Genomic DNA, 15989 nt, shown 5'->3' with positions numbered 1-15989 from the left:
CGGCTTCCCGTCGGAAAACGTCCAGACTCGATGCCATTTTTTAGATAGGAAACGACCTCTTGGTACTTGCTTTGTTTCTTCATTCCAGACCTCCCTTGATTTTGTTACATTGTACCTTTTTTTTCCCTTCTTGGCAATGTCTAGAGTGTTTCTCTCGTTCACATCTAAGGGCAAATGTGGTATACTCCCATCTTTAACACTTTTTTTAATCAAAGAGCAATCAAATGCGGATGTGACAGTTTTTCGGAACTTTTTTTCTCTTTAAAACAAAATGTGTATTTTTATCTGGGATTGGTTTGTTTTAAAAAGTTTTCATGCTAATTTCCTCTTATTACTTGCACTTGTTTTTAGGAAAAAAGCTTAAAATCGCTTTCTTGTTGTGGTATAATAGAATTGAAAAATAAAAGTATACTAATAACTTGTTAGAAAGGAGTTTAAATCAGAAAGTCAAGTTATTTTATCAGTAATATACATTTGTGACTTGAAAGGAGTGTTTTTTATGAAATTAAAAAAACGGAACTACATCTCTTGTTGTATTATCACTATTTTCCACTATGTCTCCTTCTATAGCTTCTGTTAGAGTATTTGCTGATGATGTAATTACCACGGAAGTTTCTGAAATTAGTACCCAAGAACAAAAACGAATAGATGATGTAGCCAATGTTCTTGAACAAATGTTTAGAAATTAAGTTAATGAAAAAATTTTACTGAATATGTTTATAAAAACTTTTCTCAAAAAGATATTGCTCTTGCGGAAAAGGAATTAGAAACTAATATTAATAATCCCTATGACAGAGTCCCTTGGGATGAGATGGGAGGATGTATAGCGAGAAAAATACGAGATGAATTTTTTGCTGTGATCAATGTTTCGCTAATTGTTAAGTATGCGTAGAAAAAGGCTTGGTCAGAATTAGCTAAAGTGGTACTAAGATTTGTTAAAGCTAATGGACTTAAAACAAATATTTATATCATTGCTGCTCAATTGGCTATTTGGACAGTTCAGTGAGGTATGGAATAATGCGTGATAAAAACTTTTTAATAAAAGATGGGATTATTAGCTTTTTGATTGGATTTGTATATGCGTATTTAGTGTTACAAAAATTTATCCTTTGGAAAATCCTTTTGTTTGCATTTGTTTTTGCAATTATTAATACAATATTTATGTTTGCTAGGAGTAAAAAATAAATAATGATTTAGTTAAATAAAAAGCGGCCCCTAGGGAAGTGCGTTCCTTAGGGGTTGTTGTGCTAGTTCAAGTTTTATTTCTGTCAAAATCTCAGGCTTCCCGTCGGAAAACGTCCAGACTCGATGCCATTTTTTAGATAGGAAACGACCTCTTGGTACTTGCTTTGTTTCTTCATTCCAGACCTCCCTTGATTTTGTTACATTGTACCCTTTTTTTCCTTCTTGGCAATGTCTAGAGTGTTTCTCTCGTTCACATCTAAGGGCAAATGTGGTATACTTAGGAGTAACATTTATAGAATAATACTCTTCGAAAATCTCTTCAAACCACGTCAGCTTCGCCTTGCCGTAGATATATGTAACTGACTTCGTCAGTCTTATCTACAATCTCAAAGCAGTGCTTTGAGCAACCTGCGGCTCGCTTTCTAGTTTGCTCTTTGATTTTCATTGAGTATAACAGACAAGAAAGAGAATGGATAAGAACGTGCAGGAACCAGTGAAATTATTTCAATACAATACCCTTGGAGCCTTGATGGCTGGCCTTTATGGTGGGACCATGACAGTAGGAGAATTGCTAGAGCATGGTGACCTTGGTTTGGGAACCTTGGATTCCATTGATGGAGAATTGATTGTCTTGGATGGCAAGGCTTATCAGGCCAAGGGGTCAGGAGAGCAACCAGAAATTGTGGAAGTGTCACCAGATGCCCTTATTCCTTACGCTGCAGTGGTACCGCATCAGGCAGAGGTCATTTTCCGACAGCGCTTTGAGATGACAGACAAGGAATTGGAAGAACGAATCGAGTCTTATTATGATGGGGAAAATCTTTTCCGCTCGATCAAGATTCGTGGGGAATTTTCGCATATGCATGTGCGCATGATTCCCAAGTCGACACCAGATACCAAGTTTGCTGAGGTCGCAACGCATCAGCCTGAGTATAGTCGCGACAATGTGGCAGGAACCATCGTTGGTTTCTGGACCCCAGAGATTTTCCATGGGGTTAGTGTAGCAGGCTATCATCTCCACTTCATCTCAGATGATTTGACCTTTGGTGGACATGTCATGGACTTTGTCATCAAGGAAGGCATTATTGAGGTAGGAGCGGTTGACCAGTTGGACCAACGTTTTCCGGTACAAGATCGTCAATACTTGTTTGCTAAGTTCAATGTTGATGAGATGAAAAAAGATATCGAAAAGGCAGAATAGGAGAAGAAAATGACCATTCATATTATCATTACCATGGTGCTGTTACTGGCTTTCTTGCTAGGGAGCATTTGGTATGCCAAAAAGAAATACCAGATTAATCTAGCTGTCTTGGGCTTGGGAGCTGTTGCCTTCTTTGTCTCTTCACAGATTTTGGAAAAACTGGTGCATGTCTTGATTTTGCACCCTCAAAAGGACGGTAGTATTGCCCTCTTGCAGGACCATCCACTTGTCTATATCATCTATGGCCTAGCCATGGCAGCATTTTTTGAGGAAACAGCTCGTCTTGTTTTCTTCAAATGGTTGGAGAAAAAGAGAAGTTTGGAAAAGGCAGACGCCTTGGCCTATGGACTGGGGCATGGTGGCTTGGAATTGATTTTCCTAGGCATCGCCAGTTTGCTCAATCTCTACATGGTGCTTTCAGCAGTTCAAACTCAGGATCCACAGGTTATGAAATTGCTGTCTGAAAATATGTTGAAAACCATCAAGTCACTTTCTGTTTGGCAGATTTATTTGTTTGGTTTTGAACGGATTTTGGCTCTAGGATTCCAATTGCTTTTGACAGTTTGGGTTTACCAAGCTGTTCGCCAGAAGAAATGGACTTATCTCCTAGCGGCCTATGGCCTACATGCCTTCTTTGACCTGGCACCATCTCTAGTCCAAGTTGGCTGGTTGACAAATCCAGTCTTGGTGGAAGTTGTCCTAGCACTGGAGCTCGTTTTGGTTGCCTATGGAACCAAGGCAATCTTTTGCAAAAAATCATAAGAAAAAGAGGGGAACCTCTTTTTTTATGCAAAAAGCAAACAAGGTCTTTTTATGGTCGTCAAATGGTCTTAAAAATGGTATAATGGAATGAATTTTGAAAAAGGAAGAGTTACATGTCAGTAAAAGAAAAAATACTTGAAATCTTAGAAGGGATTGATATCCGTTTTAAAGAACCATTGCATACTTATAGTTATACAAAAGTAGGGGGACGAGCGGATTATCTGGTTTTGCCACGGAATCGCTATGAGATGGCGCGTGTCGTTCAATTTGCCAATCAAGAGAATATTCCTTGGATGGTGCTAGGGAATGCCAGCAATATTATCGTTCGTGACGGTGGAATTCGTGGATTTGTCATCTTGTGTGACAAGCTTAATAACGTTTCCGTTGATGGTTATACCATTGAAGCAGAAGCAGGAGCCAACTTGATTGAGACAACACGCATTGCGCTTCGTCATAGTTTGACTGGTTTTGAGTTTGCTTGTGGCATTCCTGGAAGTGTCGGTGGTGCTGTCTTTATGAATGCTGGTGCCTATGGTGGCGAGATTGCCCACATCTTGCAGTCTTGTAAGGTCTTGACTAAGGATGGAGAAATCGAGACTCTGTCTGCCAAGGATTTGGCTTTTGGTTACCGCCATTCAGCTGTTCAAGATTCTGGGTCCATTGTTTTGTCAGCTAAATTTGCCCTCTCTTCAGGGAATCATCAGGTTATCAAGCAAGAGATGGATCGCTTGACGCACCTACGTGAACTCAAACAACCTCTAGAATACCCATCTTGTGGTTCAGTCTTTAAGCGTCCAGTGGGGCATTTTGCAGGTCAGTTGATTTCAGAGGCTGGTCTGAAAGGCTATCGTATCGGCGGTGTTGAAGTATCTGAAAAGCATGCAGGTTTTATGATCAATGTTGCGGACGGAACGGCGAAAGACTATGAAGACTTGATCCAATCTGTTATTGAAAAAGTCAAGGAGCACTCAGGTGTTACCCTTGAGAGAGAAGTCCGTATCTTGGGTGAAAGCAAGTAGGAAGCTTTAGTTAAAAAGCTGCTGCTATGTCATGGAAAGGGGTTGAAAGCCTATCGGTAACGAAGATGTATGCAGGTGGTTTTACTCCCTGCAAGAGGTAGTGGCGGCCTGACAGAGCCCTGATCTGTTAATCTATGAAAAAGAAGGAATTTATGCCAATTGAAAAAACCAATTATCGAATTCAAAAACGTCTCTAAAGTTTTTGAAGACAGCAACACCAAGGTTCTCAAAGACATCAACTTTGAGTTGGAAGAGGGAAAATTCTATACCCTTCTAGGCGCATCTGGTTCAGGGAAATCAACTATCCTAAACATTATTGCAGGTTTACTGGATGCGACGACAGGAGATATCATGCTAGACGGTGTCCGTATCAATGACATCCCAACCAACAAGCGAGACGTCCATACGGTCTTCCAATCCTATGCCTTGTTTCCACATATGAATGTGTTTGAAAATGTTGCCTTTCCGCTCCGCTTGCGCAAGATTGACAAGAAAGAAATCGAGAAACGCGTAGCGGAAGTTCTCAAGATGGTTCAGTTGGAAGGTTATGAAAAACGTTCCATCCGTAAACTCTCTGGAGGACAACGTCAGCGTGTGGCCATTGCCCGTGCCATCATCAACCAACCCCGTGTGGTTTTGTTGGACGAGCCCTTGTCAGCGCTGGACTTGAAATTGCGAACAGATATGCAGTACGAACTGCGTGAACTGCAACAACGATTGGGCATTACCTTTGTCTTTGTTACTCACGATCAGGAAGAAGCCCTTGCCATGAGTGACTGGATTTTCGTTATGAATGATGGCGAGATTGTCCAGTCTGGAACACCTGTGGACATCTACGATGAGCCAATCAACCACTTTGTTGCCACCTTTATCGGTGAGTCAAATATCTTGCCAGGAACCATGATTGAGGACTACTTGGTTGAATTTAACGGCAAACGCTTCGAAGCGGTCGATGGAGGTATGAAACCAAATGAACCTGTCGAGGTTGTGATTCGTCCAGAGGACTTGCGTATTACCCTTCCTGAAGAAGGCAAGCTCCAAGTTAAGGTCGATACCCAGCTCTTCCGTGGGGTTCACTATGAAATTATCGCCTATGACGAACTTGGAAATGAATGGATGATCCACTCAACTCGTAAGGCCATCGTGGGTGAGGAAATCGGTCTGGACTTTGAACCAGAAGACATCCACATCATGCGTCTTAACGAAACCGAAGAAGAGTTCGATGCTCGTATCGAAGAATATGTGGAAATCGAAGAGCAAGAAGCAGGTCTGATCAATGCAATCGAGGAGGAAAGAGATGAAGAAAACAAGCTCTAAACTCTTTGTAGTACCCTACATGCTCTGGATTGCCCTCTTTGTGTTGGCACCCTTGGTCTTGATTTTCGGTCAATCCTTTTTCAATATTGAAGGACAATTCAGTTTAGAAAATTATAAATCTTACTTTGCGTCACAAAACTTGACCTACCTCAAAATGAGCTTCAACTCTGTACTCTATGCAGGAATTGTGACCTTTGTGACCTTGCTTATCAGCTATCCAACAGCCCTCTTTTTGACCCGTCTCAAGCACCGTCAACTCTGGCTCATGCTGATTATCTTGCCAACCTGGATCAATCTGCTCCTCAAGGCCTATGCCTTTATTGGGATTTTTGGTCAGAATGGCTCTATTAACCAATTCTTGGAATTTATCGGAATCGGTTCGCAGCAGTTGCTCTTTACCGATTTCTCCTTTATCTTTGTCGCAAGCTACATCGAGCTTCCCTTTATGATATTGCCGATTTTCAATGTCTTGGACGATATGGATAACAACCTCATCAATGCAAGTTATGACCTCGGTGCGACCAAGTGGGAAACCTTCCGCCATGTCATCTTCCCTCTATCGATGAATGGGGTGAGAAGTGGAGTTCAATCCGTCTTTATCCCAAGTTTGAGTCTCTTCATGCTGACCCGTTTGATTGGTGGAAACCGCGTTATCACTCTTGGGACAGCAATTGAGCAGAACTTCCTGACCAATGACAACTACGGTATGGGTTCTACTATCGGTGTGATTCTCATCCTGACCATGTTCATCACTATGTGGGTGACTAAGGAAAGGAGAGAACGATGAAAAAATTTGCCAACCTTTATCTGGGGCTGGTCTTTCTTGTCCTCTATCTGCCTATTTTTTACCTGATTGGTTATGCTTTTAACGCAGGCAACGACATGAACAGCTTTACAGGCTTTAGCTTGAGCCATTTTAAAACCATGTTTGGTGATGGTCGTCTCATGTTGATTGTGACTCAGACCTTTTTCTTGGCCTTTCTGTCAGCCTTGATTGCGACCATTATCGGGACTTTGGGTGCCATTTACATCTACCAGTCTCGTAAGAAATACCAAGAAGCCTTTCTATCGCTCAATAATATCCTTATGGTTGCGCCTGACGTTATGATTGGTGCCAGCTTCTTGATTCTCTTTACCCAACTCAAGTTTTCACTTGGCTTTTTGACCGTTCTCTCTAGTCACGTGGCCTTCTCCATTCCTATCGTGGTCTTGATGGTCTTGCCTCGACTCAAGGAAATGAACGGAGACATGATTCATGCGGCCTATGACCTTGGTGCCAGTCAATTTCAGATGTTTAAGGAAATCATGCTTCCTTACCTGACACCGTCTATCATTGCAGGTTATTTCATGGCCTTCACCTACTCACTAGATGACTTTGCCGTAACCTTCTTTGTCACAGGAAATGGCTTTTCAACCCTCTCAGTTGAGATTTACTCTCGTGCTCGTAAGGGGATTTCTCTAGAAATCAATGCCCTGTCTGCCCTCGTCTTTCTCTTTAGTATTATCCTAGTGGTTGGATATTACTTTATCTCACGTGAGAAGGAGGAGCAAGCATGAAAAAACTCTATTCATTTTTAGCAGGAATTGTAGCCATTATCCTGGTCTTGTGGGGAATTGCGACTCATCTAGATAGTAAAATCAATAGCCGAGATAGTCAAAAACTGGTTATCTACAACTGGGGTGACTACATCGATCCAGAACTCTTGGAGCAATTCACAGAAGAAACAGGTATCCAAGTCCAGTATGAGACTTTTGATTCCAACGAAGCCATGTATACCAAGATCAAGCAGGGTGGAACGACCTACGATATTGCCATCCCTAGTGAGTACATGATTAACAAGATGAAGGACGAAGACCTCTTGGTACCGCTTGACTATTCAAAACTTGAAGGTCTTGAAAATATCGGACCAGAGTTCCTCAACCAGTCCTTTGACCCAGGCAATAAATTCTCCATTCCTTACTTCTGGGGAACCTTGGGAATTGTCTATAATGAAACCATGGTAGATGAGGCGCCTGAGCATTGGGATGACCTTTGGAAGCCAGAGTATAAGAACTCTATCATGCTTTTTGATGGGGCGCGTGAGGTCTTGGGACTCGGGCTTAACTCGCTTGGTTACAGCCTCAACTCTAAAAATCCACAGCAGTTGGAAGAGACAGTGGACAAGCTCTACAAATTGACTCCAAATATCAAGGCTATTGTGGCGGACGAGATGAAGGGTTACATGATTCAGAACAATGCTGCTATCGGCGTGACCTTCTCTGGTGAAGCCAGCCAAATGCTAGAAAAAAATGAAAATCTACGATATGTGGTACCGACAGAGGCCAGCAATCTCTGGTTTGATAATATGGTCATTCCCAAAACCGTGAAAAACCAAGATGCCGCCTATGCCTTTATCAACTTTATGTTGAAACCCGAAAATGCTCTTAAAAATGCGGAGTACGTCGGCTATTCAACACCAAACCTACCAGCTAAGGAATTGCTCCCAGAGGAGAAGAAAGAAGACAAGGCTTTCTATCCCGATGCTGAAACCATGAAACACCTAGAAGTTTATGAGAAATTTGACCATAAATGGACAGGAAAATATAGCGACCTCTTCCTACAGTTTAAAATGTATCGGAAGTAGAACGTATGAAAACGGATCAGTCACGCTGGTTCGTTTTTTTGAAAATAGAAGGCAATTTTTATAACTGTATGTTTTTCTATGATAGTTGCTTATTTTCTTGCCTAGTAGTATACTAAGCTTAACCTTACAGAAAGCGGTAACAAATAATAAAAATGTCTACTTTTTTCAAAAAAGTTTCTGGCCAACCTTTTTGACTGTTCAGCAAACTGTTATACTATTCTATCTAAAGGATGGTTTGGCTCGACAATATCTAACAACTGAGTCTATATATTTGGTGATAGGAAACTTTACATTTGCAAATATTTGTGTAGCTATTTTTAGCAATTCGAAAACTTGGGATAAAAGTTGGGATAAAAAGAGTGATAGCAGTAAGAAAAAATATATCCTGAAAAAGTAATCGGAGATGTAGGGAGTTGGTTATTTAAATGGTTATCATTTCCAGTTGACGCAGACTTAAAAAAACGTTATAATAAGAAAGTTGAGAATTGATTTTCACTTGTCTTAGTCCAGAGAAATGGCGGTGCTGCGAGCCATCTAAGCTAGGAAGTCATGCTACTCAATTATACAATTGCATAAGAATAAGAGAATGACAAGTTCATTGAATGAAGGTGGTACCGCGGTTTTTCGCCCTTCGTGATATGAGCTTGTTTTTTGATTTTTGGAGGTGTTGATGAAAACATTTATTGTCAAACAAAAGTTTCGTCTTGGAGGCGAACGCTTCGCTATCAAGGATGACAGGGGAGAAATCGCCTAAGGTGGAGGGATCATTTTTTAAGATTCCCAAAACCTTTACCATCTATGACGCAGCTGATCATCAAGTCAGTGAGATTAGTAAGGAGATTTGGATCCTACTTCCTCGTTTTGAGATTCAGCTTCAGGATGAATCGAGTTTTGTCATTCGTAAGAAGTTGACCTTCTGGCGAGATAAGTATGAGTTTGATAATCTGGGATTTGAATTTCAAATTGTTGGATGAACGCGATCAGTTGATTGCGGAAATCAGGAAAGAACTCTTCCATCTGACATCTACCTATACCGTAACGGTTCTTGAGGATGCTTATGCAGACCTAATCATTTCCCTCTGTGTCGCGATTGACTATGTGGAAATGCTGGAAAGCCAATCACATTAAAGAAGTAAATAAGGAGAAAATATGAAACAACTATCTAGTGCACAAGTACGCCAAATGTGGCTTGATTTCTGGGCGACCAAAGGTCACTCTGTAGAACCATCAGTGAGTTTGGTTCCTGTAAACGACCCAACTCTTTTGTGGATCAACTCTGGGGTAGCAACCCTTAAGAAATATTTTGACGGGACTATCAAACCTGAAAATCCACGTATCACCAATGCGCAAAAGGCTATCCGTACTAATGACATTGAAAACGTAGGGAAGACAGCACGTCACCATACTATGTTTGAAATGTTGGGGAATTTCTCTATCGGTGATTACTTCCGTGACGAAGTCATCACTTGGGCCTATGAGCTTTTGACAAGCCCTGAGTGGTTTGACTTCCCAGCTGAAAAACTGTACATGACCTACTATCCAGACGATAAAGATTCTTACAACCGCTGGATTGAAGTGGGAGTGGATCCAAGCCACTTGATTCCAATTGAGGACAACTTCTGGGAAATCGGTGCGGGACCTTCTGGACCAGACACAGAGATTTTCTTTGACCGTGGGGAAGCCTTTGACCCAGAAAATATCGGTATTCGTCTGCTTGCAGAAGATATTGAAAACGACCGCTATATCGAAATCTGGAACATCGTTTTGTCACAATTTAACGCAGACCCTGCTGTTCCTCGTAGCGAGTACAAGGAATTGCCACACAAGAACATTGATACGGGCGCAGGTTTGGAGCGTTTGGTAGCCGTTATCCAAGGGGCTAAGACTAACTTTGAAACAGACCTCTTCATGCCTATTATTCGTGAAGTAGAGAAATTGTCTGGTAAGGTCTACGACCAAGATGGCGATAACATGAGCTTTAAGGTTATCGCTGACCACATCCGTTCACTTTCATTTGCCATTGGGGATGGTGCCCTTCCAGGAAATGAAGGCCGCGGTTATGTCCTTCGCCGTCTGCTTCGTCGTGCTTCTATGCATGGTCAAAAATTGGGCATCAACGAGCCTTTCCTTTACAAACTGGTTCCAACTGTTGGAAAAATTATGGAAAGCTACTACCCAGAAGTGCTTGAAAAACGTGACTTTATTGAAAAAATCATCAAGAGCGAAGAAGAGTCATTTGCTCGTACCCTTCACTCAGGTCAACACTTTGCAGAAACAATAGTAGCTGACTTGAAAGCTAAAGGACAAAGTGTTATCTCTGGTTCAGATGTCTTCAAACTCTATGATACATATGGATTCCCAGTTGAATTGACAGAAGAAATCGCTGAAGAAGCTGGGATGACTGTAGACCGTGAAGGTTTTGAAGCAGCCATGAAAGAGCAACAAGAACGTGCGCGTGCGTCAGCTGTGAAGGGTGGCTCAATGGGAATGCAAAATGAAACCCTCCAAAACATTACAGTGGAAAGTGTTTTCAACTACAATGCTAGTCAATTGCCTTCTAAGTTGGTAGCTATTGTAGCTGACAATGCTGAACTTGAAGCTGTTTCAGAAGGAACTGCCTCTCTGATCTTTGCAGAGACTCCATTCTACGCTGAAATGGGTGGACAGGTAGCTGACCACGGTCAAATCTTGGATGCTGCTGGAAACCTTGTGGCTACAGTGACAGATGTTCAAAAAGCGCCAAACGGACAAGCTCTTCACACGGTTGAAGTTCTTGCACCTCTTGCTTTGAACCAAGGATACACATTGGCCATCGATACCAATCGTCGTCACCGTGTCATGAAAAACCACACTGCTACTCACTTGCTTCACGCTGCCCTTCACAATATCCTTGGAAACCATGCGACACAAGCAGGTTCTCTTAATGAAGTTGAATTCCTTCGCTTTGACTTTACTCACTTCCAAGCAGTAACTGCTGAAGAATTACGTGCTATTGAACAGCAAGTCAATGAGAAAATCTGGGAAGCTCTTGAAGTGAAGACAGTTGAAACGGATATTGACACTGCCAAAGAAATGGGAGCTATGGCCCTCTTTGGTGAGAAATACGGTAAAGAAGTTCGTGTTGTGAACATCGGTGATTACTCTGTTGAGCTTTGTGGTGGTACCCACGTAGGTAACACTTCTGAAATTGGCCTCTTCAAGATTGTCAAAGAAGAAGGGATTGGTTCAGGAACTCGCCGTATCTTGGCAGTGACTGGTAAGGAAGCCTTTGAAGCCTACCGCGAACAAGAAGATGCTCTGAAAGTCGTCGCAGCAACCTTGAAAGCACCTCAACTCAAAGAAGTACCTCACAAGGTAGAAGGACTTCAAGAACAACTTCGCCAACTTCAAAAAGAAAATGCTGAGTTGAAAGAAAAAGCCGCAGCTGCAGCCGCAGGCGATATCTTCAAGGATGTTAAGGAAGTCAACGGTCACCGTTACATTGCTAGTCAAGTGTCTGTATCAGATGCCGGTGCCCTTCGTACCTTTGCGGACAACTGGAAACAAAAAGACTACTCTGATGTGCTTGTCCTAGTTGCAGCTATCGGTGACAAGGTAAACGTTCTTGTAGCTAGCAAGATTAAAGATATCCGTGCAGGAAACTTGGTCAAAGAATTGGCTCCAATCGTTGATGGACGTGGTGGTGGTAAACCAGACATGGCCATGGCAGGAGGAAGCAACCAAGCGAAAATCCAAGAATTGTTGGATGCGGTAGCAGGTAAATTATAAGACAATGAAGATCTATCCATTTGGGTGGGTCTTTTTGTGAATACCAAAAAGCCAAACCCGGTTGGATTTGACTTGTAACTGATAGGTTTATTTTGCCACCCAGACACTGACTGAACCCGCTGCTACTGGAAATTCTCCATAACCGTCAGCATTGATTGTAACTTGTGCTGGATGATTCTCAAGGAGATCAACAAAGGTTTGGTTAGCCCATTCTTGGCCGACAAACATTGACTTGCTGTTTTCTTGGTCATTTGAGATCAAGACTGCGATTGGGGATTGATTTTCAGCACCTGAACGTACCCAACCGATACAGTTTGCGTCATCAAAGTAGTCTGTTTGCTCTCCATAGGCCAAGTCTTTTCGTATGGCTAGGAGGCGGTCAAGGACTTCTTTGAAATCTTCTTGAGCATACTGCCCTGAAATCCCATAGTAGTCTCCGTAAAAGACACATGGAAGCCCATTTTGTCGTAATAGAATAAGGGCATAGGCTGCTGGCTTGAACCATTCTTCAACAGTCGACTCAAGGGCTTGTCCTCGTTGGGTATCATGGTTGTCGACAAAGGTTACAGCCTTGTCGGGCTTGAGTTCCACCAAGCTATCCGTGAAAATGTCACGAAGGTCATAGTTGGAACCAGCTCGGCTAGCATCAAAGAGATTCTGGTGGAGTCGAACATCGACAAGGTCAAAGCGTTCTTCTGTTTTTTCGAGATAGTCCAGATTGGCTTCCTTGTCTGGGTTCCAAAATTCACCAAAAACGTAGAAATCGTCACCGTATTTTTCCTTCATATCGCGGATGAAATTACGCATAAAGAAAGAGTCGATGTGTTTGATGGCATCCAAGCGGAAACCAGCAATACCAGTTGTTTCCATGAACCAATCAGCCCAGTCATAGATATTTTTGATGACTTCAGGGTGTTTAAAGTCTAGGTCGGCATACATGAGGTAGTCGTAGTTGCCGTTTTCGTTATCGACCAATTCCTCGTTAGCCCAGCCCTTGTTGTCTCCTTGAATGAGATAAATCCCAGATTTACGGCGTTTGGCATCGTAGTCTGTACCTGTGAAGTGGTACCAGTGCCAGTGGAAGTCATTGTAGGTATCTTGGCGACCATCGAAGGTAAAGCTAGTCCAGCCATTGATGGTGAAGGGTTCTCCAAGTTCCACTGTACGGTCTACAGGGTCCACTTCGATAACCTGAAAGGCTTCCATGTGATCGGCTGCAGCCTTGTGGTTGAGAACCACATCGGCCATTGGTTGAATTCCCTGTGCTTTTAGGGCTTGAATGGCTTGAAGATAGTCTTCTTTGAAACCATACTTGGTGCGGACAGTCCCTTTTTGGTTAAACTCTCCAAGGTCAAATAAGTCATAGACCCCATAGCCTACATCTTTTTCGTTGGTAGCCTTGAAAGCTGGTGGCATCCAGACGTGGCTAATCCCCAGATGAGCTAGGTGTGGAGCATCTTCAGCCAAACGCGTCCAGTGTTGGCCGTCGTGGGGCAGATACCATTCAAAGTATTGCATGAGTGTTTGATTTTGCATTGTTTTTCCTCTTACTTGTCAATCTTGTTCTTTATTCTATCATAAACTATCTTTTAACGCAAACGTTTGCGTTAAAAGAAGAAAACTATTTTAACGACTTAAGATAAAGTGTTGATTTTTTTGTATCAAAGTGCTAGTATAATAGTATGTAATACAGATACAGATAAAGAGAGGAGATTTCTCATGATTGAATTTCAAAATGTTAGTAAGTTGTATGGTGATAAAGAGGCCTTGAGCAATCTCAATTTGCAGATTGAAAATGGGGAGATTATGGGCTTGATCGGCCATAATGGGGCTGGAAAATCGACCACTATAAAATCTTTAGTCAGTATCATTTCGCCTAGCAGCGGTCGTATTCTGGTAGACGGCCAGGATTTATCGGAAAATCGCTTGGCTATTAAACGAAAGATTGGCTACGTAGCAGACTCGCCTGACTTATTTTTACGCTTAACAGCCAATGAATTTTGGGAATTGATTGCTTCATCCTATGATTTGAGCAGTTCTGACTTGGAAGCTAGTCTAGCTAGGTTATTGAACGTTTTTGATTTTGTTGAAAATCGTTATCAGGTTATTGAAACCCTCTCTCACGGAATGCGTCAGAAAGTCTTTGTGATAGGGGCGCTCTTGTCTGATCCTGATATTTGGGTCTTGGACGAACCCTTGACTGGTTTGGATCCCCAGGCTGCCTTTGATTTGAAGCAAATGATGAAGGAACATGCACAAAAAGGTAAGACTGTCCTTTTTTCAACCCATGTCCTAGAGGTGGCAGAGCAAGTCTGTGATCGGATTGCGATTTTGAAAAAGGGGCATTTGATTTATTGTGGTAGCGTGGAGGACTTGAGAAAAGACCATCCAGACCAGTCTTTGGAAAGTATCTACCTTAGCCTTGCTGGTAGAAAAGAGGAGGTTTCAGATGCGTCTCAAGGTCATTAAAAAATTAGTTGATATCAATATCCTCTATTCATCTCAAGAAGCTAATCTGGCTAACCTACGAAAGAAGCAAGCTAAAAATCCTGGAAAAAAAGTAAATGTTTCCGCTAGAGTCCTAAGTTCTTACATTTTTTCCAGTCTCTTGATGCTTTTCACGTTTATAAATATAGCCTTTCGTTTTCCTTTTGAGGAAAGGCCAAGTTTTTTTAGTACCATGGTTGCTATTTTACTGGTGCTTGCCTTTTCAACTTCTTTCACTGCATTTTACAATGTCTTTTATGAGAGTAAGGACTTGGCATCGTATAGGCCCTATGCCTTTAAAGAATCAGAGATTATAATTGCTAAAGGACTGTCTGTTCTCTTGCCAGCTCTAGCTGGAATTGTACCAATCCTAGCTTATTTTCTAGTCCTCTATATTAGGCTAGCTCCTTCTCTTTGGCTGGGCTTGCCTTTGATGCTGCTGTCCTTGGCCTTGTTATTTGTCTCTGTTACTTTAGTGATGGTAGTGGCAGTACATTTCTTGGCTCAGACTACGGTCTTCAGAAAGTATCAGTCTATTTTTGCCAATGTGATGATTGGGATAGGTGTTCTCATACCTTTAATATTTGTCTTCTTTCTACAGTCGACTTCTGGAAGTATTGTTGACAAAGTTAGAGACATTCCATTTCTCCTTTATCCTATTCATCTCTTTTACAAAATAGCAGTGGAGCCTTTTTCGACAGAAGCCATACTGGGTCTGTTAGCTTGGATAGGGCTAACTCTCTTCTTGCTTTACCTGACCAAAAAGAAGGTTTTTCCTCATTTTTATGACGTGATTCTGCTTAATAGTGAGGAGAAGGTCAAAAAAGAACGTCGCAATAAGGAGAGAATTTCAACTACTAATAAAAAGGGTTTTTTCCGTATGGTTTTACGCTATCACCTCACTCTTTTGGGACAGGGGACTGGCGTGATTACAGTGCTTTTTACAAGTGCTTTCCTTCCTTATCTCATGATGATCGGTCTGATTTCCAACATCCGAGATTCTCAGATAGTTCCAGACATTCATCCTCCATACTGGTTACCCTTGTTTTTTATCGGTCTCTTTCTAGCTGTTGTCAATAACAATATCACCAGCCTGCATTCAATTGCCTTATCCTTGGAGAGGGAAAATGTTGATTTTCTTAAGAGTTTACCCTTTGACTTTGCTCGTTATGTGAAAGTAAAATTTTGGATTATCTTTGTTGTTCAGTCCTTTTTACCTATCGTGACTTTACTTGGTCTTTCTCTATATCTAGGCTTGCCCATCCTTTCGATGATTTACCTCCTTGTGGCATGGATCCTTGCCAGTGTCATCCTTTCTTGCCACCATTACTTTAAGGACGTTAAAAATCTGTCAACCAATTGGAGTAGCATTACGGACTTGGTGAACCGTTCAAATCGTATAGTAGCAATTGTTTTGATTTTGGTTTATAGTGTTATCTTAATGATTTTAGTCATAGCAAGTTTGTTTCTGGTTAAGTCTCTCGCCCCTGTCCTTGCCATTAGCTTGGGAGTAGGAATTCTTATTCTCCTGCTTGGCCTTGCTATTTTTGGCTATCATTACTACCTGTCACGCATATTGGCAGAAATAGAAAAAAGATGAGATAGTTGGTCGCTTGCTTGATAAAT

General features: G+C 41.8%; 11 protein-coding genes and 2 pseudogenes. 12 read left to right on the top strand and 1 reads right to left on the bottom strand.

What is annotated here, in order from left to right; translation table 11 throughout:
- Nucleotides 1-1654 precede the first annotated feature (1654 nt).
- The 10 genes and pseudogenes from budA to alaS all read left to right on the top strand — a co-directional run bounded on the left by budA (nt 1655) and on the right by alaS (nt 11876).
- A complete protein-coding gene (gene budA / locus FGQ53_RS03850) occupies nt 1655-2386 on the top strand; it encodes an acetolactate decarboxylase (protein ID WP_000360314.1) in 732 nt (243 codons plus the stop codon).
- Nucleotides 2387-2395: 9 nt separating this feature from the next.
- Nucleotides 2396-3148, top strand: a complete 753-nt coding sequence (locus tag FGQ53_RS03845; protein ID WP_138335902.1) for a YhfC family intramembrane metalloprotease — start codon at nt 2396-2398, stop codon at nt 3146-3148.
- 113 nt (nt 3149-3261) lie between these two features.
- Nucleotides 3262-4167 (top strand): UDP-N-acetylmuramate dehydrogenase, encoded by a 906-nt coding sequence (murB, locus tag FGQ53_RS03840; protein ID WP_138335900.1) that lies wholly within the window; start codon nt 3262-3264, stop codon nt 4165-4167.
- Between the two features lie 159 nt (nt 4168-4326).
- A complete protein-coding gene (locus FGQ53_RS03835) occupies nt 4327-5484 on the top strand; it encodes an ABC transporter ATP-binding protein (protein WP_125451210.1) in 1158 nt (385 codons plus the stop codon).
- Entirely contained in the window at nt 5465-6271 is an 807-nt protein-coding gene (locus tag FGQ53_RS03830; protein ID WP_000753801.1) for an ABC transporter permease, read from the top strand. Before FGQ53_RS03835 ends, FGQ53_RS03830 begins: the two co-directional genes overlap by 20 nt.
- Nucleotides 6268-7041, top strand: coding sequence for an ABC transporter permease (locus FGQ53_RS03825; protein ID WP_138335898.1), 774 nt, complete (start codon nt 6268-6270; stop codon nt 7039-7041). The genes FGQ53_RS03830 and FGQ53_RS03825 overlap by 4 nt, the downstream gene beginning before the upstream one ends.
- Complete coding sequence (locus FGQ53_RS03820) at nt 7038-8108, top strand: ABC transporter substrate-binding protein (RefSeq protein WP_138335896.1); 1071 nt, start codon at nt 7038-7040, stop codon at nt 8106-8108. The genes FGQ53_RS03825 and FGQ53_RS03820 overlap by 4 nt, the downstream gene beginning before the upstream one ends.
- A 146-nt stretch (nt 8109-8254) precedes the next feature.
- Nucleotides 8255-8505, top strand: a pseudogene (locus FGQ53_RS11950) (hypothetical protein).
- Between the two features lie 273 nt (nt 8506-8778).
- Nucleotides 8779-9236 (top strand): annotated as a pseudogene (locus tag FGQ53_RS03810) (LURP-one-related/scramblase family protein).
- Between the two features lie 21 nt (nt 9237-9257).
- On the top strand, nt 9258-11876 hold the full coding sequence (gene alaS, locus FGQ53_RS03805; RefSeq protein WP_138335894.1) for an alanine--tRNA ligase: 2619 nt from the start codon (nt 9258-9260) through the stop codon (nt 11874-11876).
- An 87-nt stretch (nt 11877-11963) separates the two neighbouring features.
- Here the strand turns inward: alaS and FGQ53_RS03800 are convergent, their stop codons facing one another.
- Nucleotides 11964-13412 carry an alpha-amylase gene (locus FGQ53_RS03800; RefSeq protein ID WP_138335892.1) on the bottom strand — a complete coding sequence of 483 codons (1449 nt, stop codon included), beginning with the start codon at nt 13410-13412 and terminating at the stop codon, nt 11964-11966.
- Nucleotides 13413-13595: 183 nt separating this feature from the next.
- On the opposite strand from FGQ53_RS03800, the gene FGQ53_RS03795 reads away from it, so the two are divergent.
- Both FGQ53_RS03795 and FGQ53_RS03790 read left to right on the top strand, forming a co-directional pair.
- Nucleotides 13596-14345, top strand: coding sequence for an ABC transporter ATP-binding protein (locus FGQ53_RS03795; protein ID WP_138335890.1), 750 nt, complete (start codon nt 13596-13598; stop codon nt 14343-14345).
- Nucleotides 14326-15963 carry a hypothetical protein gene (locus tag FGQ53_RS03790; RefSeq protein WP_138335888.1) on the top strand — a complete coding sequence of 546 codons (1638 nt, stop codon included), beginning with the start codon at nt 14326-14328 and terminating at the stop codon, nt 15961-15963. The genes FGQ53_RS03795 and FGQ53_RS03790 overlap by 20 nt, the downstream gene beginning before the upstream one ends.
- The last annotated feature ends 26 nt before the right edge of the window (nt 15964-15989 follow it).

Origin of the sequence: Streptococcus mitis (assembly GCF_005844455.1) — a bacterium.
In the GTDB taxonomy this organism is placed as follows: domain Bacteria; phylum Bacillota; class Bacilli; order Lactobacillales; family Streptococcaceae; genus Streptococcus; species Streptococcus mitis_BF.
Note: the sequence above shows the minus strand (reverse complement) of the source record. Positions and strands in the feature narration are given on the sequence as shown.